Source organism: Phenylobacterium sp. LjRoot97 (assembly GCF_964254345.1).
Lineage (GTDB): Bacteria > Pseudomonadota > Alphaproteobacteria > Caulobacterales > Caulobacteraceae > Phenylobacterium.
Map to the genome: position 1 here is coordinate 786741 of NZ_CAXUTH020000001.1, position 22004 is coordinate 808744.

At 69.8% G+C, this 22004-nt stretch carries 24 protein-coding genes; 16 read left to right on the forward strand and 8 right to left on the reverse strand.

Features of this window, described 5'->3' with window-relative positions; translation table 11 throughout:
* Nucleotides 1–263: 263 nt before the first annotated feature.
* The 7 genes from ACSQ2H_RS03770 to ACSQ2H_RS03800 all read left to right on the forward strand — a co-directional run bounded on the left by ACSQ2H_RS03770 (nucleotide 264) and on the right by ACSQ2H_RS03800 (nucleotide 6966).
* Complete coding sequence (locus ACSQ2H_RS03770) at nucleotides 264–1241, forward strand: FecCD family ABC transporter permease (RefSeq protein WP_436060117.1); 978 nt, start codon at nucleotides 264–266, stop codon at nucleotides 1239–1241.
* Nucleotides 1238–2014 (forward strand): ABC transporter ATP-binding protein, encoded by a 777-nt coding sequence (locus ACSQ2H_RS03775; protein WP_436060118.1) that lies wholly within the window; start codon nucleotides 1238–1240, stop codon nucleotides 2012–2014. Before ACSQ2H_RS03770 ends, ACSQ2H_RS03775 begins: the two co-directional genes overlap by 4 nt.
* Nucleotides 2004–2930, forward strand: a complete 927-nt coding sequence (gene cbiB, locus ACSQ2H_RS03780; protein WP_436060119.1) for an adenosylcobinamide-phosphate synthase CbiB — start codon at nucleotides 2004–2006, stop codon at nucleotides 2928–2930. The genes ACSQ2H_RS03775 and cbiB overlap by 11 nt, the downstream gene beginning before the upstream one ends.
* Complete coding sequence (locus ACSQ2H_RS03785) at nucleotides 2918–4384, forward strand: cobyric acid synthase (RefSeq protein ID WP_436060120.1); 1467 nt, start codon at nucleotides 2918–2920, stop codon at nucleotides 4382–4384. The genes cbiB and ACSQ2H_RS03785 overlap by 13 nt, the downstream gene beginning before the upstream one ends.
* Entirely contained in the window at nucleotides 4381–5409 is a 1029-nt protein-coding gene (gene cobT / locus ACSQ2H_RS03790; protein ID WP_436060121.1) for a nicotinate-nucleotide--dimethylbenzimidazole phosphoribosyltransferase, read from the forward strand. The genes ACSQ2H_RS03785 and cobT overlap by 4 nt, the downstream gene beginning before the upstream one ends.
* A complete protein-coding gene (gene cobS / locus ACSQ2H_RS03795; RefSeq protein ID WP_436060122.1) occupies nucleotides 5406–6188 on the forward strand; it encodes an adenosylcobinamide-GDP ribazoletransferase in 783 nt (260 codons plus the stop codon). Before cobT ends, cobS begins: the two co-directional genes overlap by 4 nt.
* Nucleotides 6189–6372: 184 nt before the next feature.
* Entirely contained in the window at nucleotides 6373–6966 is a 594-nt protein-coding gene (locus ACSQ2H_RS03800) for a sensor histidine kinase (protein ID WP_436060123.1), read from the forward strand.
* Here ACSQ2H_RS03800 and ACSQ2H_RS03805 read toward each other — a convergent pair.
* Both ACSQ2H_RS03805 and ACSQ2H_RS03810 read right to left on the reverse strand, forming a co-directional pair.
* Nucleotides 6963–7625 carry a Crp/Fnr family transcriptional regulator gene (locus ACSQ2H_RS03805; RefSeq protein ID WP_436060124.1) on the reverse strand — a complete coding sequence of 221 codons (663 nt, stop codon included), beginning with the start codon at nucleotides 7623–7625 and terminating at the stop codon, nucleotides 6963–6965. The genes ACSQ2H_RS03800 and ACSQ2H_RS03805 overlap by 4 nt on opposite strands.
* Before the next feature lie 275 nt (nucleotides 7626–7900).
* Nucleotides 7901–8392: a pyridoxamine 5'-phosphate oxidase family protein gene (locus tag ACSQ2H_RS03810; RefSeq protein WP_436060125.1), complete on the reverse strand. Its 492-nt coding sequence runs from the start codon at nucleotides 8390–8392 to the stop codon at nucleotides 7901–7903.
* Nucleotides 8393–8579: 187 nt separating this feature from the next.
* Here ACSQ2H_RS03810 and ACSQ2H_RS03815 point away from each other — a divergent pair, with 187 nt between their 5' ends.
* The 3 genes from ACSQ2H_RS03815 (at nucleotide 8580) to ACSQ2H_RS03825 (ending at nucleotide 10982) form a co-directional block, all read left to right on the forward strand.
* Nucleotides 8580–9344 carry a hypothetical protein gene (locus ACSQ2H_RS03815; RefSeq protein WP_436060126.1) on the forward strand — a complete coding sequence of 255 codons (765 nt, stop codon included), beginning with the start codon at nucleotides 8580–8582 and terminating at the stop codon, nucleotides 9342–9344.
* Between the two features lie 276 nt (nucleotides 9345–9620).
* On the forward strand, nucleotides 9621–9752 hold the full coding sequence (locus tag ACSQ2H_RS03820) for a hypothetical protein (RefSeq protein WP_436060127.1): 132 nt from the start codon (nucleotides 9621–9623) through the stop codon (nucleotides 9750–9752).
* Between the two features lie 105 nt (nucleotides 9753–9857).
* Nucleotides 9858–10982, forward strand: a complete 1125-nt coding sequence (locus ACSQ2H_RS03825; protein WP_436060128.1) for a hypothetical protein — start codon at nucleotides 9858–9860, stop codon at nucleotides 10980–10982.
* Nucleotides 10983–11040: 58 nt separating this feature from the next.
* Here the strand turns inward: ACSQ2H_RS03825 and ACSQ2H_RS03830 are convergent, their stop codons facing one another.
* Both ACSQ2H_RS03830 and ACSQ2H_RS03835 read right to left on the reverse strand, forming a co-directional pair.
* Nucleotides 11041–11838: an outer membrane protein gene (locus tag ACSQ2H_RS03830; protein ID WP_436060129.1), complete on the reverse strand. Its 798-nt coding sequence runs from the start codon at nucleotides 11836–11838 to the stop codon at nucleotides 11041–11043.
* A gap of 308 nt (nucleotides 11839–12146) precedes the next feature.
* Nucleotides 12147–13595 carry a hypothetical protein gene (locus ACSQ2H_RS03835; RefSeq protein ID WP_436060130.1) on the reverse strand — a complete coding sequence of 483 codons (1449 nt, stop codon included), beginning with the start codon at nucleotides 13593–13595 and terminating at the stop codon, nucleotides 12147–12149.
* Nucleotides 13596–13718: 123 nt separating this feature from the next.
* Here ACSQ2H_RS03835 and ACSQ2H_RS03840 point away from each other — a divergent pair, with 123 nt between their 5' ends.
* Nucleotides 13719–14105 (forward strand): group III truncated hemoglobin, encoded by a 387-nt coding sequence (locus tag ACSQ2H_RS03840; protein ID WP_436060131.1) that lies wholly within the window; start codon nucleotides 13719–13721, stop codon nucleotides 14103–14105.
* The gene (locus tag ACSQ2H_RS03845; protein ID WP_436060132.1) at nucleotides 14102–14425 is read left to right on the forward strand and encodes a low molecular weight protein tyrosine phosphatase family protein; all 324 of its coding nucleotides are present in this window, start codon (nucleotides 14102–14104) and stop codon (nucleotides 14423–14425) included. Before ACSQ2H_RS03840 ends, ACSQ2H_RS03845 begins: the two co-directional genes overlap by 4 nt.
* 7 nt (nucleotides 14426–14432) lie before the next feature.
* On the opposite strand, the gene ACSQ2H_RS03850 is transcribed toward ACSQ2H_RS03845, so the two are convergent.
* The gene (locus ACSQ2H_RS03850; protein ID WP_436060133.1) at nucleotides 14433–15227 is read right to left on the reverse strand and encodes an SDR family oxidoreductase; all 795 of its coding nucleotides are present in this window, start codon (nucleotides 15225–15227) and stop codon (nucleotides 14433–14435) included.
* Nucleotides 15228–15437: 210 nt separating this feature from the next.
* Here ACSQ2H_RS03850 and ACSQ2H_RS03855 point away from each other — a divergent pair, with 210 nt between their 5' ends.
* Nucleotides 15438–16940 (forward strand): flavin-containing monooxygenase, encoded by a 1503-nt coding sequence (locus ACSQ2H_RS03855; protein WP_436060134.1) that lies wholly within the window; start codon nucleotides 15438–15440, stop codon nucleotides 16938–16940.
* Nucleotides 16941–17074: 134 nt separating this feature from the next.
* A complete protein-coding gene (locus ACSQ2H_RS03860; protein ID WP_436060135.1) occupies nucleotides 17075–17917 on the forward strand; it encodes a hypothetical protein in 843 nt (280 codons plus the stop codon).
* On the opposite strand, the gene ACSQ2H_RS03865 is transcribed toward ACSQ2H_RS03860, so the two are convergent.
* Nucleotides 17914–18372, reverse strand: a complete 459-nt coding sequence (locus ACSQ2H_RS03865) for a YybH family protein (protein WP_436060136.1) — start codon at nucleotides 18370–18372, stop codon at nucleotides 17914–17916. The two genes, ACSQ2H_RS03860 and ACSQ2H_RS03865, sit on opposite strands and share 4 nt — an antisense overlap.
* A 104-nt stretch (nucleotides 18373–18476) precedes the next feature.
* The gene (locus ACSQ2H_RS03870; RefSeq protein WP_436060137.1) at nucleotides 18477–19430 is read right to left on the reverse strand and encodes an amidohydrolase family protein; all 954 of its coding nucleotides are present in this window, start codon (nucleotides 19428–19430) and stop codon (nucleotides 18477–18479) included.
* A gap of 136 nt (nucleotides 19431–19566) precedes the next feature.
* Here ACSQ2H_RS03870 and ACSQ2H_RS03875 point away from each other — a divergent pair, with 136 nt between their 5' ends.
* Both ACSQ2H_RS03875 and ACSQ2H_RS03880 read left to right on the forward strand, forming a co-directional pair.
* Nucleotides 19567–19941, forward strand: coding sequence for a TonB family protein (locus ACSQ2H_RS03875; protein ID WP_436060138.1), 375 nt, complete (start codon nucleotides 19567–19569; stop codon nucleotides 19939–19941).
* Nucleotides 19941–20597 (forward strand): Type 1 glutamine amidotransferase-like domain-containing protein, encoded by a 657-nt coding sequence (locus ACSQ2H_RS03880; protein ID WP_436060139.1) that lies wholly within the window; start codon nucleotides 19941–19943, stop codon nucleotides 20595–20597. Before ACSQ2H_RS03875 ends, ACSQ2H_RS03880 begins: the two co-directional genes overlap by 1 nt.
* Before the next feature lie 28 nt (nucleotides 20598–20625).
* Here the strand turns inward: ACSQ2H_RS03880 and ACSQ2H_RS03885 are convergent, their stop codons facing one another.
* Nucleotides 20626–21927: a calcium-binding protein gene (locus tag ACSQ2H_RS03885; RefSeq protein ID WP_436060140.1), complete on the reverse strand. Its 1302-nt coding sequence runs from the start codon at nucleotides 21925–21927 to the stop codon at nucleotides 20626–20628.
* Nucleotides 21928–22004 lie beyond the last annotated feature (77 nt).

The following is a 22004-nucleotide window of genomic DNA, read 5'->3' on the forward strand; positions in this document are numbered from 1 at the left end:
TCCTCCACCTCTGGGGGAGGTGGCTCGCGGCGCCAGCCGCGAGACGGAGGGGGCCTGCTGACCCTGCCGCCCGCAACTGAATTTGCGCCCGCACGCCAATCTTCCTTCTCCCCTTGCGGGAGAAGGCGGCCCCGCGCAGCGAGGTCGGATGAGGGGGCGGGGACTTTCCGTCGCCTCGCATCGGCAAGGCGGCTTTCCCCTCATCCGTCAGGCTTCGCCTGCCACCTTCTCCCGCAAGGGGAGAAGGGCGACCGAGCATGCTCATGAGCAAGAGACGCACGACCCTCCTCGTCCTCGGCCTGCTGCTGGTGCTGCTGTCGATGATCAGCATGGCCGCCGGCCGGGTCTGGGTGCCGCTGTCCGACTGGCTGAACCCCGGCGATCCGCGTTGGTCGATCATTTTCGAGCTGCGGCTGCCGCGCACCATCCTGGCCATCGCCGTCGGCGCGGCGCTCGGCATGGCCGGCGCGGCGATGCAGGGCTACACCCGCAATCCGTTGGCCGATCCCGGCGCGCTCGGCGTCTCGTCGATGGGCGCGCTCGGCGCGGTGCTGACGCTCTATCTGGGCGCGGGCGCGGCCGAGCCCTGGGTGATCACCTCGTTCGCCATGCTCGGCGCCCTGATCGCGGTGTTCCTGCTGCTGGCGCTCTCGGGCCGCGCCTCCAGCATCGTCACCTTCGTGCTGGCCGGCGTGATCCTGCAGACCATGGCCGGGGCCGGCGTCGCCCTGGCGCTCAGCCTGGCGCCCAATCCCTGGGCCGTGAATGAGATCGTCAACTGGCTGATGGGTTCGCTGGCCGACCGCAGCCTGACCGAGGTGCAGACCGCCCTGCCGTTGATCGCGGTCGGCTGCGGCCTGCTGCTGATGATTGGCCGCAGCCTCGACGCCCTGACCCTGGGTGAAACCGGCGCGCGCTCGCTGGGCGTCAACATGGCCACGGTGCGCTGGATGTTGGCGCTCGGCGTGGCGCTCACCGCCGGGGCCAGCGTCGCGGTCACCGGCGTCATCGGCTTCGTCGGCCTGATCGTGCCGCACCTGCTGCGGCCGCTGGTCGGCGCCCAGCCGGGCGGCCTGCTCGGGCCGAGCGCCCTGGGCGGCGCGGTGCTGGTGCTCGCCGCCGACATCGCCGTGCGCCTGACCCCCGCCGCCGGCGAGGTGAAGCTTGGCGTCGCCATGGCCGTGCTCGGCGGGCCGTTCTTCTTCGCCCTGCTGCTGTCCCTGCGCCGGAGGATCGCATGAGCCGTCTGCAAGCCCAGGACGTCCAGGTCCGCCTCGGCGGCAAGGCCGTGGTCGACGGGGTCAGCGCCACGTTCGAGAGCGGCACCGTGACCGCCATCCTCGGTCCCAACGGCGCGGGCAAGTCGACCTTCCTCGCCTGCCTGGCCGGCCTGCGCCGCCCGCAGTTCGGCCACGTCGATCTCGACCGCGACGATGTGATCTCCATGGCTCCCCGCGCCCGCGCCCGCCGCATCGGCGTGCTGCCCCAGACCCAGGAGGTCGCCTGGGCGGTCGAAGCGCGGATCCTGGTCGGTCTGGGCCGCACGCCGTTCATCGGCTCCAGCGGCCTCTCGATCGAGGACGCCGCCGCCATCGACCGCGCCATGGCCGCCGCCGGGGTGGTCGAGTTGGCCGACCGCGACGTCACCACCCTGTCGGGCGGCGAGCGCGGCCGCGTGCTGATCGCCCGCGCCCTGGCCGGCGAGCCCGAATGGCTGCTGGCCGACGAGCCGCTGACCGGCCTCGATCCGGGTCACCAGCTCGACGCCGGCGAGCTGTTCCGCAGCCTGGCGCACGACCAGGGCAAGGGCGTCATCGTCACCCTGCACGACCTGTCGCTGGCCGCGCGCATCGCCGACCGCGTGATCGTCATGGCGGCGGGCAAGGTGCTGGCCGACGGTCCGCCGGCCCAGGCGCTGTCGCCGGAAGTGATGGCCCGCGCCTATGGCGTCCGCGCCCGCGTGGTTCAGGGCGAGGGCGGCCCGCTGATCGAGATCGTCGGGCGTGGCGGCTGATCCCTGGATCGTCCTCGCCGCTGCGGCGGTCGAGGGCGCCTTCGGCTATCCGCGCCGCCTGCCGATCCCCCATCCGGTGGTCTGGATCGGCGCGGCGCTGGGCCGGCTCGAGACCGCGCTCAACCACGGCGGCGACCTGCGCCGCCGGGCCGCCGGCATCCTCACCCTGCTGCTCGTCGCTGGAGGCGCGGCCGCCGCCGGCGTCCTGATCGACAGGTTCCTGCACGGCTGGGCGCTTATCCTGACGATAGGGCTGGCCTCTACGGGCCTCGCCGCCCGCAGTCTCTACGACCACGTCGCCGCGGTCAGTCGGGCGCTTGACCCCGGCGCCAACCTGCCGCTCGCCCGCGCAGCCGTGGCCATGATTGTCGGCCGCGACACCGCCGCCTTGGATGAGGAGGGCGTCGCCGCCGCGGCCCTCGAGAGCCTCGCCGAGAGCTTCAACGACGGCGTCGTCGCGCCGCTGTTCTGGTTCCTGGTCGCCGGGCCGGCCGGCCTGTTCGCTTATAAGGCGGTCAACACCGCCGACAGCATGATCGGTCACCGCGAGGAGCCCTACCGCTGCTTCGGCTGGGCGGCGGCGCGCACCGACGACCTGATGAACCTGATCCCGGCGCGGCTGGCCGGCGCCTTGATCGCCCTGGTCGCCGGCCGCGGCTGGAAGACTATGTTCCGCGACGCGGGCAAGCACGCCTCGCCCAACTCCGGCTGGCCCGAGGCAGCGATGGCAGCAGCGCTGGGCGTGCGGCTCGGCGGACCGGCCAGCTATGACGGCGTTCCCCATGAGCGGCCCACCTTCGGCGAGGGCCCGCGTCCGTCGCCGCTGGACCTGAAGCGCGGGCTTGGGCTCTATCTGCGCGCCTGCGCGGTCATCGCCGCCGCGCTTGCCCTGGGAGGACTGCTGTGGCCGCGCTGATGATCCAGGGATGCGGCTCGGACGTCGGCAAGTCGGTGCTGGTCGCCGGGCTCTGCCGGGTGTTCGCCAACCAGGGCCTGCGCGTGCGCCCCTTCAAGCCGCAAAACATGTCGAACAACGCCGCCGTCACCGTCGACGGCGGCGAGATCGGCCGCGCCCAGGCGCTGCAGGCCATCGCCTGCCGCACCCCCGCCACCGTCGACATGAACCCCGTCCTGCTCAAGCCGCAGTCCGACGTCGGCGCCCAGCTTGTCGTCCGCGGCCAGATGGCCGGGACCTGGCAGGCGCGCGGCTATCAGGAGCGCAAGACCGCGCTGCTGGACGTGGTGCTCGACAGCTACCGCGCCCTGCAGGCCGAGGCCGACATGGTGATCGTCGAGGGGGCGGGCAGTCCGGCAGAGACCAACTTGCGGGCCGGCGACATCGCCAATATGGGCTTTGCGCGCGCCGCCGGCGTCCCGGTGGTGCTGGTCGGCGACGTCGACCGCGGCCACGTCATCGCCGCCCTGGTCGGCGCGCACACGGTGCTGGAACCCGCCGATCGCGACATGATCGCCGGCTTCCTGATCAACAAGTTCCGCGGCGATCCCAGCCTGTTCGACGACGGCCGCGCCGAGATCGTCGCCCGCACCGGCTGGGCCGATCTTGGCATGGCGCCCTGGCTGGCGGCCGCCCGCCGGCTGCCAGCCGAGGACGCGGTGGTGCTCGACCGGGTCGGCGGCCGCCAGGGCCGCCAGGTGCGCATCGTCGCGCCGATGCTTTCGCGGATCGCCAACTTCGACGACTTCGACCCGCTGCGGGCCGAGCCCGAGGTCGACTTCGGCTTCGTGCCGCCCGGCTCGCCGCTGCCGGGCGACGCCGACCTGGTCATCCTGCCGGGAACCAAGGCGACCATCGCCGACCTGGCCTTCCTGCGCGCCCAGGGCTGGGACATCGACCTTCTCGCCCATGTCCGCCGCGGCGGCCGCGTGCTGGGAATCTGCGGCGGCTTCCAGATGTTGGGGCGCAGCATCTCCGACCCCGACGGCGTCGAGGGGCCGCCCGGCGCCGCCGCCGGCCTCGGCCTGCTCGACGTCGAGACCGTGCTGACCGGCGACAAGGTGCTGCGCCCCGCCGCCGGACGCCTTGCGAGCGGCGCGCCGTTCGCCGGCTATGAGATCCATGTCGGCCGCACCTCAGGCCCGGCCCTTGAGCGGCCGCTGCTGATCCGCGAGGACGGAGCGGGCGAGGGGGCGGTCTCGCCCGACGGCCGTATCGCCGGCGCCTATGTCCACGGTCTCTTCGATCGCGCCGAGGCCCGCGCCGCGCTGCTGGCGGAACTGGGCGCGGCGTCCGACGGCCTGGACCAGTCCGCGCGCGTCGACGCGGCCCTGGACGAGATCGCCGCCGTGCTGCAGTCGTCCTTCGACATCCCCCGCCTGGCGGCCATCGCCGGCCTGGAGCTCCGCGCATGACCCCGATCGTCCCGCTCGACCGCAGCCAGGAGGCGGCGTTCCGCGCGATCGTCGACGGCAAGGCCAAGCCGCCGGGCGCGCTGGGCAAGGTCGAGGACCTCGCGGTCCGACTGGCGCTGATCGCCGGCCGGCCCGATCCGCGGTTCGACAAAGCGCTGCTGCTGGTGTTCGCCGGCGACCACGGTCTCAACGAGTCCGGCGTCTCGGCCTATCCGTCCGCCGTCACCCTGGCGATGGTCGCCACCCTGCTGGCCGGCAAGGCCAGCGCCAACGCCTTCGCCGGCGCGGTCGGGGCCCAGGTGATGGTGGTCGACGCCGGCGTCGACGCCGACCTGCCGCCGCATCGGGCCCTGATCGACGCCAAGGTGCGCCGCGGCACGCGCAACGCGCAGCATGGGCCGGCGCTGACGCCGGACGAGGTCGAGAGCGCCCTGGCCCGCGGCGCGGCCATCGCCCGCAACGCCGTCGAGGCGGACGGCGTGCAGGTGCTGGCGGTCGGCGAGATGGGCATCGGCAACAGCGCCAGCGCCGCCCTCATCCTCCACCGCCTGGCCCCTGCGCCGCTCGCCGACTGCATCGGCCTGGGCGCCGGTCACGACGCTGAAGGGCTGGCCCGCAAGCACGCGGTGCTCGCCGCCGCCGCCGCCCGCAGCGACGCGACCGACCCGCGCGAGGTGCTGGCCCAGTTCGGCGGGCTGGAGATCATCGCCATGGCTGGAGCCATCCTCGGCGCGGCCGCGGCGCGCACCCCGGTGCTGATCGACGGCTTCATCGCCTCGACCGCGGCGCTGGCGGCGATCCGCCTCGAACCGGCCTGCGCCGACTTCTGCATCTTCACCCATCGCTCCGCCGAAAGGGGCCACGCCCTGGTCCTGGCCGCGGCCGGAGCCGACCCGCTGCTCGATCTCTCGATGCGCCTGGGCGAGGGGACCGGCGCGCTGCTGGCCCTGCCAATGATCCGCGCCGCCGCGGCCATGCTCCGCGAAGTGGCCAGCCTCGACGACGTGCTGGCCGGCCGCCTGTGAGCTTCGCCGCCCGCCAGCTGCGGCTGTTCCTCTGCGCCGTGCAGTTCCTGACCCGCGTGCCGACCCCGGCCCTGGCCGGCTTCGAACCGGACTGGATCTCACGCAGCGCCCGCTACTTCCCGCTGGTCGGCCTGCTGGTCGGCGGCGTGAGCGCCGCCGTGTTCTGGGGCGCCTCGCAGCTGTGGACCGGCGCGCTGCCGGCCCTGCTGGCGATCGGCGTGGGGGTGCTGGTCACCGGGGCGTTCCACGAGGACGGCCTGGCCGACACCTGCGACGGCCTGGGCGGCGGCGGCTCGCCCGAGCGCCGGCTGGAGATCATGAAGGACAGCCGCATCGGGACCTACGGCGCGCTCGGCCTCGGCCTCGTGCTGGCGACCAAGGCGGCGGCGCTGGCCACCCTGCCGGCCGGGCTCGGCGCCTGGACGCTGGTGGCGGCGCACGCGGGCGGCCGCGGCGCCTCGGTGCTGGCCATGCGGGCGCTGGCCTATGTCCGCGACATCGACGGCGGCAAGTGGAAGCCCGCGCCGTCCGACCTCGGCTTCTGGGAGGTCCTGGCCGCAGTGACCTTCGCCGCCCTGCCGCTGGCGCTGTCGCCGGCCGGGGTGGTGTTCCAGGGATTGCTGGCCGGGGCGCTGCTGGCCCTGATGCTGGCGCTGGTCGCCCGCCGGTTGCTGGGCGGCTATACGGGCGACGTCCTGGGCGCGATCGAGCAGGTGTTCGAGCTTGGCTTTACGCTGGGCGTCGCCGCCGCCCTGGCCTGGTCGGTTCCCGAACGCTGAGAATCGCGATCAAATTGCACGACCTAAGCGGGAATTATTCAGCTTTCGTGGCGCTTAGGCGCCGCATATTCTGATTCATACTGATTGAGTCCCTGAGACAACTGCCGGCGGGCCGCGCAAGCGTGTGATCGGCGGCGGATATACTCATCTCGGGGTGCGATGACGTGGGGCGTCGAGCGAGACCATGACGGACGATGGCCAGGACGACGTCCGGGCGGCGGAGATGCGCCACCGCGCTGCCAACACCTTCCAACTCATCTCCGCCCTGGCCCGCATGCGCGGCCAGCGGACGGCCGAACCCGAGGCGCGCCGCCAGCTGGTCTGGATGGCCGACGCGATCGGCGCGCTCGGCGCGCTGGAACGCCACCGCCGCGGGGAGGGGGTCGACTTCCAGGCCTACCTCGAGGAAATGGCCCCGGTCTGGCGGCGCCGGCAATCGGCCGGCCCCACCGAGGTCGTGGTGGAGATGGAGCCGGTCATCGCTCCGGACCAGGCCGCCTCGACGCTGGCGCTGATCATCCACGAGCTGGTCGCCAACGCGCTCGCCCATGCCTATCCGGAAGGCGAGAGCGGTCAGGTCGAGGTGCGGCTGTCGAAGGTCGGCGAGCGTTACGAGCTGGTGGTGCGCGATCATGGCCGCGGTTTCGATCCGGCCTCGCCGGGCGGGCGCGAGCGGTTCGGCCTGTGGTTCGTCCGCAGCCTGGCGGCGCAGGTCCGCGGCGAGCTGAAGCTGGACACCCGCGACGGCGTCTGCGCCCGGCTGCTGTTCTCGCTCTAGGTGCGGGCGGTTTCCGGGCGGGGCGGCGGCGCCAGGCGCTCATACTGGCGGCGGACCGCGTCGTAGCACTCGCAGCTGGCCGACTGCAGGCCGTCTCGGTCGACGATGTCGACGACGCCCCGGCGATACCGGATCCAGCCCTTCTCCTGCAGGCTGCGCGCCACTGCGGTGACTGTGGTCCTCTGCACGCCCAGCATGTCGGCCAGGAATTCCTGGGTCAGCGCCAAGGTGTCGGTCGAAATCCGGTCGTGGCAGGTCAGCAGCCACCGGCAGAAGCGCGCCTCGACCGAGTGCAGCGCGTTGCAGGCGGCCGACTGGGTGGTGTGGGCCAGCAGCGCCTCGCCGTGCCGGTCGACCATCTCGCGGATCCGCGGGCTCTTGGCCCAGGCCTCGTGCAACTGGCTCGATCCGATGCGCGAGCAGCGGCAGGGCGTCTGGACGATCGCCCGCGACAGCGAGCGCCGCGGCGCCACCGCCGCCGACAGCCCGACCGCGCCTTCCCAACCGATCGTGGCGCTTTCGATCGCCGCGCCGTTCTCCATCAGGGTCATCATCGAGATGACCCCGTCATGGGGGAAGTAGACCACGTCGACGCGGTCGCCGGGCTCGTACAGCAGCCGCGCGCGTTCGAGGTCCATGTGGGTCAGGTGCGGCGCCACCAGCCCGTAATCCTCGGCAGGCAGTGCGGCGAGTAAGCGATTTTGCACTGAACTCGAAGACCTTCGCAGCAGAGAATCAAGCGTCGCCATACGGCTTGGCGTTAACCTAGTCCGAGCGCTGCTTGATGACTGTCGTGAACACGACACAACTTTAAGGTCGTGTGGCGGCGGGGTCAGAACACGCGTCAAGAACTGGCGAATATAGACCGCCGTTCTTTAAACTTCAGGACGACCCGAAGTAAAAGCCGCGCGCTCGGGCGAGGGGCGCGGAGGCCTCAGTGGAAGTGCAGGTTCGTCCGCCCGCCCAGGTGCGGTTCGTGCTTGCGGGCGTTGGCCACGGCGATCTCCCAGGCGAACGTCATCGGTCCGGCCTGCAGGCACCAGACATCCGCGTCGCGGGCGTCCAGGCAGATCATGGTCAGGCGCGGATCGGCCTTGCCCTGCGGGTGCCAGGCGGCGACCACGGCGTTCCAGTACTTGGCGATCCGCGGTTCGTCGTGCTGCACGCTCAGGTGGCCGGTGATCGTCGCCTGCAGGTCGCGTTGCTGGAACACGAACAGGCCTTCGGCGCCTTGGCCGATGCGGCGCGTCAGCGCAGTGTCGGTGCGAGCGAAGAACCATAGCCGTTCGCCGTCGCGTTCGACGAAGGCGGTCATTGGCTGCAAGGCGGGTCCATCCGCCAGCCCCAGCATGCCGGTCTGGTGGCGCTCGATGTCGTCCCACAGCTTATGTTCGACGGCGGCGCGGTCGTTCATGTCGATGCTCATGACGGCTCCTGCGACGGTTCTGATAGGGGCGCGAGCGGCCGGTGAGGCTTTCCGCGCCTAGCTTGAACCCCGAACCACAGTCGCGGTTCCGACGCCTTTCCCTTGCGTCATGCTTCCCAGGACGCGGTCGCGTGGGTCATGATGTCCCCATTCTTTCGACTGCCGATTCAAAGTTGAGATCATTTCGATGAGCGAGATCGTTGTTCCCCGCCAATTTCGGGGACCTCCCTTCACGGCCAATGGCGGCTATATCTGTGGCGTGCTCTCCAACGCGGTCGGAGGCCGCGGCGTGGCGATGCTGCGGTCCGGCGTGCCGCTGGACACCGCGGTGACCCTGCAGCCCGGCGAGGGCGACGGCGTGCTGCTGGTCAACGCCGAGGGCGCCGTGCTCGGCTCGGCCCGTCCGGCCGACGACAGCCAAATTCCCAATCCGCCGCCAGCCACCCCGACCATTGAAGAGGCCAAGGCCTTCGGCGCGGCGTCGCCTTTCGCCAGCCGGTCGTTGCACCGCGGCTGCTTCTCCTGCTGCGTCGAACGCGAAGCCGGCGAAGGTCTGGGCGTGTTCGTCGGCCAGATCGACGGCGCTCCGGCCGGCCACTGCGCCGGCGTCTGGACGCCGCACGCCAATTTCGCCGACGCCAACGGCGAGATCCCGGACGAGGTGACCTGGGGCGCGCTCGATTGTTCGGGCTCGATGGCCTGGTGGATCAAGGCCGGTTCTCCGGTCGGCCTGCTCGGCACCATGGCCGGCGAGGTGCTGCGCAAGCCGAAGGCGGGCGAGTCCTACGTCGTCGTCGCCTGGGCCCGCGAGGTCGAGGGCCGCAAGCACTTCGCCGGCGTCGCGCTGTTCGACGGCGCGGGCGAGGTGATGGCCCGTTCCGGTCAGATCTGGATCGGCCGCCCGCCGGGCGCTCCGGCGCCGGCGCCGCTCGGGGCGACCCAACAGGCCTGACGGCGCCGTCGCGCGTCGATCACGTTCAAGTCACCGGCGCGCCGCCCAAACGGCGCGCCGCAAGGGGTTCGGCGGTGCGCCGGCCCCTTTCGACGTGTGTCCGCGCCGCCACATAAAGAGTGTTCAGCGAACAAAGTTCGCGGAACTTCCATATATTTAACCCCTCGCTAACCATGCAGGCGCAAGCTTTCCCTACGTCGCGACTAGAAGGGTCGTCCGATGTTCAAGGTGGAGTTTCACTTTATGGGAGAGGGGCTTTGGTCCCGCGCGGCGCCGATGACGCAGACGGCGGCGACGCATCTGGCCAAGACCCTCCAGGACCTCGGCTTCGCCGACGAAGCCCGGGTCGTGCCCAGCCGCCCTGTCGAAAGCCGCGAAGAAGGCCGCACCTTCGACGTCCGCGTTTGACCGCCCCGCTTTTGGGCGGACCGGCGTTTGCATCGTTGCAATTGTTGATTGCGGCTTGAAGCGGACCGCGCGCGATCCTACGACGCGGAGTCTGGGGGATTAACCGTGTCGCGTGATCGTACCTATCGCAGCCTCGAATACCTGAGGAAGAGCGCCGCCACGTCCCGCGTGCTCAATCTCTGGCAGATCGCCCAGCGCGAGGGCGGCAAGCCCGAGCACCAGGAGAATCCGTTCTTCCGCAACTCGCTGCTGAACCGCGCGATGATCCTCAAGCATCGCGTGCGCGGCAGCGAGGTCGATCTCTTCGACTACCCGGTGCAGACCGCGACCAAGATCCTGCTGCCGATCGCTGAGCGCGAACTGCGCTACGGCGCGCGTTTCCTGTTCGTGGGCCAGCGCGACTTCGAGGAGGTGGCCGCTGCGTCCTTTGCCGAAGACCTGCGGCGCGGGTCGCGCGACCGCCTGGTGCTCGACATCATCTCGGGTCTGCCCTCGCTCGATCCGTTCCTGATGCGCGAGAGTCTGAAGACCAACGGCTTCACGCCGGCCGCCTGTTATTTCAACCTCTCCGACGGCGACGTCGAGCGGATGTCGGCTTCGGCCCGGTTGGAGCTCGAGCCCCTGGTGCGGATGTCGTTCGGCTCGGGCCACGCCTTTGCGGCCAAGTCGGCGACGCTGCTTTCCAAGCTGCTGTCGGACGCCGGCAGCGCCGAGCTCGAGCCGCTGCGCCGGGTGATGAACATGGACGCCCAGCAGTTCCGCGAGGGCGTGTTCTGCTGGAAGGCCTTCCTTTATTACAAATGGCAGCTGCGCGACCTGCTGCCGCGGATCCGCAAGGTGGTTGACGAGATCGCGGTGATCCGCCCGGTCGGCCCGATGGAGCACGATGACCGGGTCTACATCACCCGGATCAAGAAGGACCTGCGCGGCTGGATCTTCGCGGCCACGACGGCCGTGACCGAGTCTCTGGCCGCCTACGACACCGCCTACCTGGCCATGACCGAGCGCAGCGACCCGGTGGCGTTCCGCGAGTTCCTGCTGCGCGCGCCGGCGATGTTCAACAGCCTGGGCGAGCGGCTCTCGGCCATCGAGCACGTCGCCAGCTTCTGGCGCTTCCGCTTCCCGGCCGGCCAGCTGCCGCGGATCGCGGTCGACGAGCTGATCGACATCTTCATGGATTTCGAGGCCAGCCTGAACACGGTCAGCGTCGAGCCGCTGCACATCGCATAAGAAAACGCCCCCGGCCGAAGCCGGGGGCGTCCTTGCGTCCGATCTGGAGCGCTGGCGCTTAGAACGCGCCGGCGGCCGCGATCACGCTCTGGCCGAGCGTGCCGCCGAACAGGTTCGTGGTCGAGCCCAGCGACGCGCCGGCTTGGTCGCGGTCGCGCAGGGTGCCGCCGAAGGTGTAGCGCAGGCCGATCTTGAAGGTGTCGGCCTTCAGGTCCGCGTCGTCCATTTCACCGTGCTCGTAGGCGCCGGTGACGCTCCACGGGGTGCCCGCGAACTGGTACTCGGCGTCGGCGCCGATGTTCCACATGTCGAGGTCGCCGCCCTTGGCGTCGGCCTTGGTGTAGCCGGCGGTGCCTTGGACCTTGAAGGTGTCGGTGATGAAGTAGCGCAGCTCGGCGCGACCGGCCCAGAAGTCCACGTCGTCCAGGTCGTCCGACTGGCCGTAGCCGACTTGGCCGTAGAGGGTCGTCTTCGGCGAGACGTTGAACTGGGCTTCGGCGCCGACCGCCCACAGGGTCACGTCGTCGCTCTTGTTCACGCCCAGGAAGCCGCCGGCCAGGCCGCCTTCAAAGGTCTTGTTCAGGTGGCCGGTCACGGCCCAGGTGGTGGCGTCGCCGCCGTCGGCGTCAAAGTTCGTCACCGAACCATCGACGGCGCCGCGCAGCGACGAGCCGACGTCGAAAGCCACCGCGCCTTCGCCTTGGAACACGTCGGCGTCGGTGTCGCCGAGCGCGCCGGCGTCGATTTCGGCGCGGCTATAGTTGGCGCCGACATGGCCGACGGTCTGGGCTTGGGCGGCGCCGGTCAGCGCGAAAAAGGCGGCCGCGGCGGCCGTCGCGATCAGTTGGGTCTTCACGTTCTTGTCCCCTTTTGGGCTTGAAACACTGGACCCCAGCTATGCCTGTCATGTCGCCGTCACAATGGCTCAACCCCTTGCATTTCACCGGTCTGCGAGTGGTGTGACCGGTCAGTCACAGTCTGCGCAGCGCCCCTTGAAATGCGTTTTTGGGGACCTATGGCTGGCGCCGAAACGGCAAGATTTCGCCTCGAAAGGCGTCGGTTCGGCGCCGCTGCGCGCGCCGCCGCGCAAGTCCTCGCCCGGGGTGTCCGCAAAAAACCGTACGGATCGGTCGTTTGATAATGAACGAGTCCGGATTTCGTCGATCAGTAAAAGTCGCGCGTTCGCGCCTTCAGCTGGGCTTCGCGGTCGACGAGGCGGGCCAACACCCCGTCGCGCCAGTTCGGATCGACCGCCCGGCCGAGGTCGTAGGCGATCCAGGCCTGGCCGGTGTCGTACTGGCGGGTCAGCACGTCGCCGAGGTCGCCATAGGCGTTCGCAGCCCATGGATAGGCGGCGATGTGGGTCCAATAGCTGTCCTGCGGACGTTCGGGCATGGCCGCGCGGATGGCCGGATCCCACTTTGAGGTGTCCGACACGCTGACGAGGTTGGCGTAGGTCACCTGCCGGAAGGTGCCGAACTTCAACTCGTCCATGCCGGCCGAGTTCGCGAGGAAGCGGGCGGCGGCCTCGCGGTCGCCCTGGGCGCGGCGGTCGCCGGCCAGGCTGTTGATCGCCATGAACCGCTGCGCCTGAGGATCGGCCATTGCCGCGCGCAGGCTGGGAACGATCTGCGGAAGCACGTCGTCCGCGCCGGGCTTCACCTCGGCGGCGTATTGCTGGGTGATGTTCATGAACAGCATCACCGTCTCCAGCGGGACCTTGCTGGCCTTCAGGTCGGCGACCAGGCTCGCCAGCGGCGGCGGCGCGTCCTTGCCGCCCGCGTCGATCACCGCCAGCGCCCGTGCGACGCCGCGGCCGCGCGGCGTGTCGGTCGGCGTCGCCCGCAGCGCCGACGGCAGGCCAGCGGGCAGGGGATAGGTGTGGGCGGCGCGTCGCACGCCCTCGATGGTCACCACCTGTCGCCCCTTGATGACACCGAGCGAGCGGCTGTGCAGTTCCAGGCGGGCCGGCAGCCGCCCTCGCGCCACGATCGCGGCGCGGACTTGCGGGTGCATCGGCGCATGCCGCGCCAGCAGCCGTGCGAAGCGCGCCATCTCCTCGGGGCTGGCGCTCCCCGCGTCGCCGCTGACCGAAGCCATGAGGGTCTCGCCCAGCCGGAACTCGGTGACGTCGCCCCTCTGCGCCACCTTGAGCGGCGCTCCGTCGCGCACGCTGACGCCCAGGCCGGCCTCGCTCCACGCCGGGTCGGAGTCGCCCAGGTCGCCGGCGGCGAGCACCTTGGTCAGGGCTAGGCGGTTGGCCAGTTCGAAGTAGGCGAACGCCGGCACGGCGTGGCAGCTTGAGCTCTCCAGCGTCCCGCCCGCGCGCCAGACCAGGACCTCGCACAGCGTCCGATCATGCAGGATGTGCCCGCCGTCGGCCTCGGCCACATGGATGTAGCTTTCGGCCAGGACGACCTGCATGGCCTTGATCCGCGCCGGGCGGTCGCCTTCCTGCGTCTCCGTGCGCATTGCGAACGTCAGTACCGGCTCGCTCGCTGTCGGCCGCGCGGCGCGCGTCTCGTCCGAGCTCCAGTAGGGCGCGGCCTGGACGCCGCTCGCCATGATCGCCAGCGCCAGAACGCCGGCCGCCACGTCCGATAGTAGTCTCATCGCCGCCCCCGCAACTTCAGCTTGAGCTTTGGCCGAACCACCGGCTGGCGGCAAGCGGGCTTCGCCGGCCCCCAGGACAATTCCGGACTACCGTCGCCGAGCCTGGCCCCCTATCTGGCGCGTATGCATTCGCAAGTGACGCCCGAGAACCTGCGCGAGCTGGTCGGCCGCTTTTACGGCCGCGCCCGCGAAGACGCGCTGATCGGTCCGGTGTTCAACGCCGCGATCGACGACTGGGACCATCACCTGGACCACATCGCCCAGTTCTGGGCCGCCGGCCTGCTCGGCGTCGGGCGCTTCACCGGCCGGCCGATGGCCAAGCACATGCGCCAGCCGATCACCCCACCGATGTTCGACCGCTGGCTGGCGCTGTGGAAGGAGGCGACCGACGAGACCTACGTCCCGCCGATCGCCCAGGCGCTGCAGGCCAGGGCCGGCCGCATCGCCGAGAGCTTCAAGCTCGGCATGTTCTACCGTCCCGCCGAGGACGGGGCGGCGTCTGCCGGATGAAGCGGGTGTTGTTCGTCTGCAGTCAGAACAAGTTGCGCAGCCCGACCGCCGAGCAGGTGTTCGCCGCCTGGGAGGGGATCGAGGTCACGTCGGCCGGCTTGAACAACGACGCGGTCGAGCCGCTCACGGCCGAGATGGTTGAGGAGTCCGACATCATCTTCGTCATGGAGAAGGCGCACCGGAGCAAGCTGACCAGGCGCTTCCGTCCCCAGCTCAAGCGCGCTCGGGTGATCTGCCTCGACATCCCTGACGACTACGAGTTCATGGACCCGGCGCTGGTCAGGCTATTGGAAGCGCGGGTCCCGCGCTTCCTGCCTTGAGCGCCGGTCAGTACACCGCTGCGTAGTTGCCGAGCGCATTGCCGCTGGCGTCGCCGGCGCCGCTGCCGCCGTCGACCGGGATGATCGCGCCGTTCACATAGGCGGCCTTTTCGGTCGACAGGAAGATGGCCATGTCGGCGATTTCGTCCTTCTGGCCGTAGCGGCGCATCGGGTTGCGGCTGTTGACCCGCGCCTCGGCCTCCGGGGTCGGCGCCAGCCGGGCCATGCCCTCGGTGTCGGCGATCGGGCCGGGCGAGATGGCGTTGACCCGCACCCCGGCCGGACCCCACTCCAGCGCCAGGCACTTGGTCAGCATGTTGATCCCGGCCTTGGCCGCGCAGACGTGGGCCTGGAACATCGAGGCGCGCTCGGCCTGGCCGGCGGTGATCGAGATCAGCGAGGCGCCCGGCCGGTTCAGGAACTCGAACGAGGCGCGCAGCACGTTGAAGGTGCCGATCAGGTCGATGTCGACCACGGTCTTGAAGCCGTTGGCGCTCATGCCCAGGGCCGGGGCGACGAAATTGCCGGCCGCGCCCGACAGCACGATGTCGATGGGGCCCAGCTCGTCATGGGTGCGCTTCAGCGCCGCCTCGACCGCCGCATAGTCGCGGACGTCGGCGGCCATGCCGATGCAGGGGCCGAAGGCGGCGACTTCCTTGGCGGCCGCCTCGATCTTCTCCGGGCTGCGGCTGATGATCGCCACCTTGGCGCCGGCGGCGGCGAACCGCTTGGCGATGCCGAGGTTGATGCCGCTCGATCCGCCCGCCACGAAGGCGACCTTGCCGGCCAGTTCCTGGCTCATGATGCTGTTCCTTGTTCCATCCCTTGGTCAGCCGAGAGCTTAGCCCTGGCGCGGCCGGCGACGAAAGCCTGACCCCACGGAGCCTGCATTTTCGAAAAACGGGTTTGGCGTGCGTCACGCGGGCGCTTGACGCGAGGTCCGCGGCTTGTTCATTATCACCGATAACCTAGAGGCCGCGGCGAGCGGTCCGCACCCAGGGCAAGGAAACAGATGACCGCCACCGACATGATCGCCGAGCGTCCGGCTTCCGCCGCCGTCCAACACTTCGACGTGCTCATCGTCGGGGCCGGGATTTCCGGCGTCGGCGCGGCCTATCACCTGCAGACCCAGCGCCCGGGAACCAGCTTCGTGGTGCTGGAGTCCAAAGACACCTTCGGCGGCACCTGGGTGACCCACAAGTATCCGGGCATCCGCTCGGACAGCGACCTCTACACCTTCGGCTACCGCTTCAAGCCCTGGACCGGCGCGCCGATCGCCACCGCCGCCGAGATCCTCAGCTACATGAACGAGGTGATCGAGGAGAACGACATCGGCCAGCATATCCGCTACGGCCACAAGATCGTCGACGCCAACTGGTCCAGCGCCGACAACCTCTGGACCGTCGACGTGGCGCGCACGGACGGCAGCAAGGCGCAGTTCACCACCAACTTCCTGTTCATGTGCCAGGGCTACTACAAGCACGACCAGGGCTACACGCCCCAGTGGGACGGCATGGCCGATTTCAAGGGCCAGATCGTCCACCCGCAGACCTGGCCCGACGATCTCGATCTGAAGGGCAAGAACGTCATCGTCATCGGCTCGGGCGCCACCGCCGCGACCCTGGTGCCGAACATCGCCGACCAGACCGCCCACGTGACTTTGCTGCAGCGCTCGCCGACCTGGTTCGTGCCGGGCCGCAACGTCGACGAACTGGCCGACACCCTGCGCCAGCTGCAGGTCGACGAGACCTGGGTGCATGAGATCGTCCGCCGCAAGCGCCTGTTCGACGGCGCGGCCTTCACCAAGCGGGCGATGGAAGAGACCGAGGCGGTCAAGGCCGAGCTGCTCGGCGGCGTGCGCGCCTTCCTCGGCGACCAGTTCGACGTCGACAAGCACTTCACCCCCAGCTACCGCCCCTGGCGCCAGCGCATCGCCTTCATTCCGGACGGCGACCTGTTCCGCGGCATCGCCTCTGGCAAGGCCTCGGTGGTCACCGACGAGATCGAGCGCTTCACCGAGAACGGCATCCTGCTGAAGTCCGGCGAGGAGCTGAAAGCCGACATCGTCATCAGCGCCACCGGCTTCGACCTCAGCGTCATGGGCGACATCCCGTTCGCCATCGACGGCAAGCCGGTCGACTGGTCCAAGACCGTCACCTACCGCGGCATGATGTTCACCGGCGTGCCGAACCTGGCCTGGGTGTTCGGCTACTTCCGCGCCTCCTGGACGCTGCGCGCCGACCTGATGGGCGACTTCGTGGCCCGCCTGCTGGGCCACATGCAGGACAAGGGCTTCAAGACCGTGACGCCCGCCCTGCGGCCCGAGGACCAGTCCGACGAACTGCGGCCGTGGATCGACCCGGACAACTTCAATCCCGGCTATCTGATGCGCGGCATGCACCTGCTGCCCAAGAGCCTGGACAAGCCCGAGTGGCGGCACACCCAGGACTACTGGTCCGAGAAGGACGAACTGCCGAAGGTGGACCTCGACGAGCCAGCCCTCGTCTACGGTTGATCCGGCCCGCGGCGCCTCCACGGAGGCGCCGCTTTTCATTTGGGCCCGGTGGCCTGAGCCGCCGACTACGGGTTTCGCCCGATAGGCCCTCAGGCTTGGCCGCATGATCCTGCCTCTCGCTTCAGGAGGCGATCATGGAAGTTCTCAAGGCCTGGCTGGACGGCGCGCCGATCCTGATCCTCGGCGGCGTCGTGATCGTGCTGATGATCGCGGCGGTGGCGATCGGCGTGGCCCTGAAGCGCCGGCGCGAGCAAGGCAAGGCCGACAAGGACGAAGCCGAGGGCGAAGGCTACATCGTCTCCGGCGTGCTGGGGCTGCTGGCCCTGCTGATGGGCTTCACCTTCGCCCTGGCCGTCGACCGCTTCGAGACCCGCCGCGGCCTGGTGCTGGAAGAAGCCAACGCCATCGGCACCACCTATCTGCGCACCCAATTGCTGGAAGAGCCGCACCGCAGCCGGATCAGCGGCCTGCTGATCGACTACGCCGAGAACCGCGTCGCCCTCGGCAATTCCGACGCCAAGAGCAGCCCTGAGCGGCTGGTCGCCAACGACCGCCTCCTGACCGAACTCTGGGCCGCCACCTCCTCGGCCTTCCAGAGCATCAAGGGGCTCGACTTCTCGTCGGCCTACCTCGACAGCATGAACACGGTCATCGACCTCGACGCCTCGCGCAAGGCCGCGCGCACGGTTCACGTGCCGACCGAGGTGTTCATCGTCCTGGTGATCTACATGGTCGTGACCGCCGGTGTGCTCGGCTACGTGCTGGTCGGCGTCCGCGGCCGTGCGGCCGCCGCCTTCATGCTGCTGCTGCTGTCGATGTCGCTGCTGCTGATCATCGACATCGACCGCCCCACCCGCGGCGGCATCCGCGAGGGCCAGGGCGCGATGGAGCGGCTGGTGCAATCGCTCAAGACCACGCCGGCCTCGGCCTACGACCGCTTCCGCATCGAGGACGCCCGGCCGGCCGTCAGCCCCTAGCGGCAGCGGGTGATGGTGTCGGTCTGACCCTTGGAGCGGATCTGCCCGCCGACCAGCACCAGGGTCTGCTCGGTGTCGGCGCAGGCCTTGCGGGTGCGGCCCTTGCTCTGCACGCTCGTCACCTCGCGCCCGACCAGCCGCGCGCTGGTCCCGTCGCGCGCGATCTCGACCTTGTCGATCGCGCCGCGCTCGGTGGAGGTCGCCCCGGCCAGGAACTTGGCCGCCTGGGCGCGGGCCTGGGGCAGGGTGCTGGTCCCATAGGGGATCATGCCGCCGTGCTTCACGTCGCGGGTCTGGTCGACGAACACCGCGTCCTTCGTGAACAGCGCGAAGTAGGCGTCCAGGTCGCGGGCGTTCCAGGCCGCCTCCTGCTTCTGGGCGAAGGCCCGCGCCTGCGCCTCGGTCAACCGGGGCGCAGCGTGGGCCGGCGGCGACGCCAGGGCGATCGCCAACATCCCGCTCACCCCGGCGAAGGCCGGGGCCCAAGCCGACTTGCGGCCGCAGCCGCGATTGGGCCGCTTGGGTCCCGGCTTTCGCCGGGATGAGCGGAAGGCGAGCGTCACCCGCCCAGACCCAGCACCCGCGCCGCGTTGCCGCCCATCCACTTCTCGCGGACGGACTGCTTCAGCGGCAGCTCATCGGTCTCGGCGACCAGCTGGTGCAGCGGCACCATCTGGGTGCCCCAGCCGGTGGCGAAGATGATCTTGTCCTGCAGGTTGCGGGCTCCGTAGTAGATCAGCGCCTCATAGCCGGCGCCGGGCGCCAGCAGGTGCTTCACCCGCTTACAGGCGAAGTCGATGTAGACGTTCTTATGGCGCGAGGCGATCGCGCAGGCCTCGTCCACCCACGGCCAGCCGGTCAGGCCGGCGACGATCTTCAGCTCCGGGAACCGCACCGCCACCTCGTCCAGGTACTTCGGGTGCGCATAGTCGTAGGGGCGGTCCGACAGCAAGTGCAGGCCGACCGTGATCCGCACCGGGATGTCCAGCTCGACGCACTTGGCCAGGAAGGGCCAATAGGCCGGATCGTTGATGTAGCGCTCCTCGCGGTAGGACGAGATCTCGAAGCCCTTGCAGCCCCATTCGCGCACGCCGCGCTCCAGCGCCGCGACGCCGTCCTCGCCCTCGTCGCCCCAGATGCGGAACCAGGGGATCAGCCGGTCCGGATACTCCGCCGCGAACTTGGCGACGTCCTCGTTGCTGGCCCGGCGCCCGGCGTTGCCGACGCAGGCGTAGCGGACTTGGGCGGTGTCGAGCATGGCGATGATGTCGGCGTGGCTCATGGCGCGGGTCATGTCGACCTCGCACAGCTTGAGCGCCAGGCTGGTCAGCCCGTCACGCTCCTTGGCGGCGTTGAACTCCTCGACGCTCATGCCGATCTGGGCGGCCCAGCCGGGCGCCATGTGCTGAGCGTAGCCTTCCTTGTCGAACCCGCGGCCGGACTTGATGAGCCGGACGGTGTCCTCGACCGCTTCCTTGGTCGGGGTGTCGCATTCGAAATCGATGATCATCATGGGGCGTTTCGTTCCTAATGAATCGGTGGGCTCATGGCCCTTATGCGGCGCACCCTAGCGCGGACGACGGCCGGCGAAAGCGCAGATCGACGCGCAAACGACGGGCGGCTAGCTTGGCTGTGACGACGAGGGGAGAATGACGCTCGTGTGGAAGATGCTGACGGCCCTCGTGCTCGCTGCGGCCCCGATCGCGGCGGTCGCGGACGAACCGCTGGCGGTGCGCTTCGCCGAGCCGAAGGACGGCTATCGCCAGCTGGGGCCGGTCGGCCCCTACTATCCGCAGGTCGCCGCCCAGCAGCGCGTCACCGGTTCGGCGCTGATCGAGTGCGAGGTCGGCAAGAAGAGCGTGCTGCGGCGGTGCAAGGTCGTGGATGAGGCGCCCAAAGGGGCGTTCTTCGGCGCCGCGGCGCTGCGGATGGCGCAGACGAACTGGATCTCCGCAGATCCCGCAACGCCGGTGGGCGCGAGAGCGCGCTTCCAGGTGCCGTTCGCCCTGCCAGAGGCGCGTTGATGCGCCTCTACCTCTCCTCCTACCGCTTCGGCTCGGCGAGCGACCGGCTCATCGCCCTGGTCCCGGCCGGCGCGCGGGTGGCGGTGGTGTCCAACGCCCTCGACCTGGTCCCCGACGAGTCGCGCCGCTCCTACGCCCGCAACGTCCACGACCCGCTGGCTGATCTGGCGGAGATGGGCTTTGCGCCGTTCGACCTCGATCTGCGCCGCTGGTTCGGCGATGCGGCGGGGCTGGAGCGCGAGCTGGCGGATGTCGGCCTGGTCTGGGCGGTCGGCGGCAACGCCTTCCTGCTGCGCCGGGCCATGGCCCAGAGCGGTCTCGACGCCATCGTGCGTCGCCGGCTGGCCGAGGACAGCCTCGCCTACGGCGGCTGGAGCGCCGGCGCCTGCGTCGCCGGCCCGACCCTGCGAGGCGTCGATCTGATGGACGCGCCGGACGAAGTCGCCGACGGCTACGACCGAGCCCCGATCTACGAGGGGCTCGGCCTGGTCGACTTCGTCATCGTCCCGCACTTCGCCTCCGATCACCCGGAAGCCGACGCCGCGACGGTCGCCGCAGCGTGGCTGGCGAACCAGGGCCTCGCCCACCGCACCCTGCGCGACGGCGAGGCCATCGTGCGGGTGGGGGACGAGGTCGAGGTCGTGGGGCGGGCGTAGCGGTCGGCGCTCACGCGAGGTCAACACTCTAGAGCAGGAAGGAGTCGCTAGGCGATATGTCCGCCGTAAGACCTGCGTCGGCGATCCCGTCGCCATTCACATCGAACTCATATCGAGTGTATCCCGTGGTGGGCTCGCGCGAGAACTTCGCCTCTCCGGCGCTACCGGTAAACTCGAGCACCCACCTGAATGCCTGATCGCCCGCCGTGTTCGTGTCCGCATCGATTGCACGCAGGTCGATTTTGCTTTGATACCCAGTCAGGATGACATCGGCCTGAGACCCCAACCCGAGCTCCTCGAGGCTTCGGTAGACAAAGGTCGCGTTGGCAGACGTCGCCGTCATCTTGTTCTGAGCTGTGCTGGCGAAGACTGTGACGGACCCCATCCCGTTGAGGGTGAGGCCCTCGACGGACGAAAGCGTCACTTGGTGGTCGGCATCCAGGTTCTGAACGTGGGTCTTGGCCAGGTCGATGGTCAGGGGAGTGCTGAATTGGTCCAGCTGAACCACGATCTGATCCGCCCCTTCGCCTCCCAAAGCGAAGGTCTCTCCGTATCCCAGGCGCATGGTGTCGTCGCCATTGCCGCCATCGAGGACGGTCGTCGAAGGGGCGCCTTTCGTGCCGACGCCGACCAGTCCGTCGTCGCCGTCGCGGCCGGCCAGATAGTTGCCGCCAGCGTTCCCTTCGAGATAGTCGCTGTAGTTGGTCCCGTAGACGTCCTCAATGGAGCTTAGGACGTCGAAGTCGCTAAGCGAATTTTCTGGGCCCGCGGCGTGACCGTAGGAAATGCCGGTGGTGAGATTGACGTAAACGCCGTTCTCGATCCCATCGTCGTAGCTCACCACGTCCCAGCCATCGCCGCCGATGATGGTGTCGTTGCCGAGACCGCCTTCAAGGTGATCATCGCCCGCGCCGCCTTCCAGCCGGTCGTCGCCGGCCCCGCCGCTGAGGTAGTTCACCCCGGCGTCGCCGATCAGCGTGTCGTTGAACGCCGAGCCGTACAGGTTCTCGATCCCGCTCAGCTTGTCGCGGCCGCCGCCGCCGGTTTCCTGCCAGCCGGTCAGCGCCAGGCTCACCGTCACGCCGGCGGTCGCGTCCTCGTAGGCCGCCCAGTCCACGCCGGCGCCGCCGTCGAGAATGTCGGTCCCGGCGCCGCCCAGCAGGTAGTCGTCGCCGGTCCCGCCGTTCAGGCTGTCGTTGCCCTCGTGGCCGGCCAGCACGTCGCTGCCGCCGCCGCCCGACAGGCTGTCGTCGCCGCCGTAGCCATAGAGCGTGTCGTCGCCCGCGCCGCCCTTGAGGACGTCGCGCACAGCCTTGCCGATCAGAAACATCGCTTGCTCTCCCACTCCACCTGCGGTGTCGGAGGGCAACCTATGAGGACATGCGCGGGCCGCGACATGGTCTGCAA

Bases quoted from the DNA above. Each gene is read 5' to 3' on its own strand.
- ACSQ2H_RS03770 (WP_436060117.1), top strand. From the start codon at position 264: ATGAGCAAGAGACGCACGACCCTCCTCGTCCTCGGCCTGCTGCTGGTG.
- ACSQ2H_RS03775 (WP_436060118.1), top strand. From the start codon at position 1,238: ATGAGCCGTCTGCAAGCCCAGGACGTCCAGGTCCGCCTCGGCGGCAAG.
- cobT (WP_436060121.1), top strand. From the start codon at position 4,381: ATGACCCCGATCGTCCCGCTCGACCGCAGCCAGGAGGCGGCGTTCCGC.
- ACSQ2H_RS03800 (WP_436060123.1), top strand. From the start codon at position 6,373: ATGACGGACGATGGCCAGGACGACGTCCGGGCGGCGGAGATGCGCCAC.
- ACSQ2H_RS03810 (WP_436060125.1), bottom strand. From the start codon at position 8,392: ATGAGCATCGACATGAACGACCGCGCCGCCGTCGAACATAAGCTGTGG.
- ACSQ2H_RS03815 (WP_436060126.1), top strand. From the start codon at position 8,580: ATGAGCGAGATCGTTGTTCCCCGCCAATTTCGGGGACCTCCCTTCACG.
- ACSQ2H_RS03820 (WP_436060127.1), top strand. From the start codon at position 9,621: ATGACGCAGACGGCGGCGACGCATCTGGCCAAGACCCTCCAGGACCTC.
- ACSQ2H_RS03835 (WP_436060130.1), bottom strand. From the start codon at position 13,595: ATGAGACTACTATCGGACGTGGCGGCCGGCGTTCTGGCGCTGGCGATC.
- ACSQ2H_RS03840 (WP_436060131.1), top strand. From the start codon at position 13,719: ATGCATTCGCAAGTGACGCCCGAGAACCTGCGCGAGCTGGTCGGCCGC.
- ACSQ2H_RS03845 (WP_436060132.1), top strand. From the start codon at position 14,102: ATGAAGCGGGTGTTGTTCGTCTGCAGTCAGAACAAGTTGCGCAGCCCG.
- ACSQ2H_RS03850 (WP_436060133.1), bottom strand. From the start codon at position 15,227: ATGAGCCAGGAACTGGCCGGCAAGGTCGCCTTCGTGGCGGGCGGATCG.
- ACSQ2H_RS03855 (WP_436060134.1), top strand. From the start codon at position 15,438: ATGACCGCCACCGACATGATCGCCGAGCGTCCGGCTTCCGCCGCCGTC.
- ACSQ2H_RS03860 (WP_436060135.1), top strand. From the start codon at position 17,075: ATGGAAGTTCTCAAGGCCTGGCTGGACGGCGCGCCGATCCTGATCCTC.
- ACSQ2H_RS03865 (WP_436060136.1), bottom strand. From the start codon at position 18,372: ATGTTGGCGATCGCCCTGGCGTCGCCGCCGGCCCACGCTGCGCCCCGG.
- ACSQ2H_RS03870 (WP_436060137.1), bottom strand. From the start codon at position 19,430: ATGATGATCATCGATTTCGAATGCGACACCCCGACCAAGGAAGCGGTC.
- ACSQ2H_RS03875 (WP_436060138.1), top strand. From the start codon at position 19,567: ATGACGCTCGTGTGGAAGATGCTGACGGCCCTCGTGCTCGCTGCGGCC.
- ACSQ2H_RS03880 (WP_436060139.1), top strand. From the start codon at position 19,941: ATGCGCCTCTACCTCTCCTCCTACCGCTTCGGCTCGGCGAGCGACCGG.
- ACSQ2H_RS03885 (WP_436060140.1), bottom strand. From the start codon at position 21,927: ATGTTTCTGATCGGCAAGGCTGTGCGCGACGTCCTCAAGGGCGGCGCG.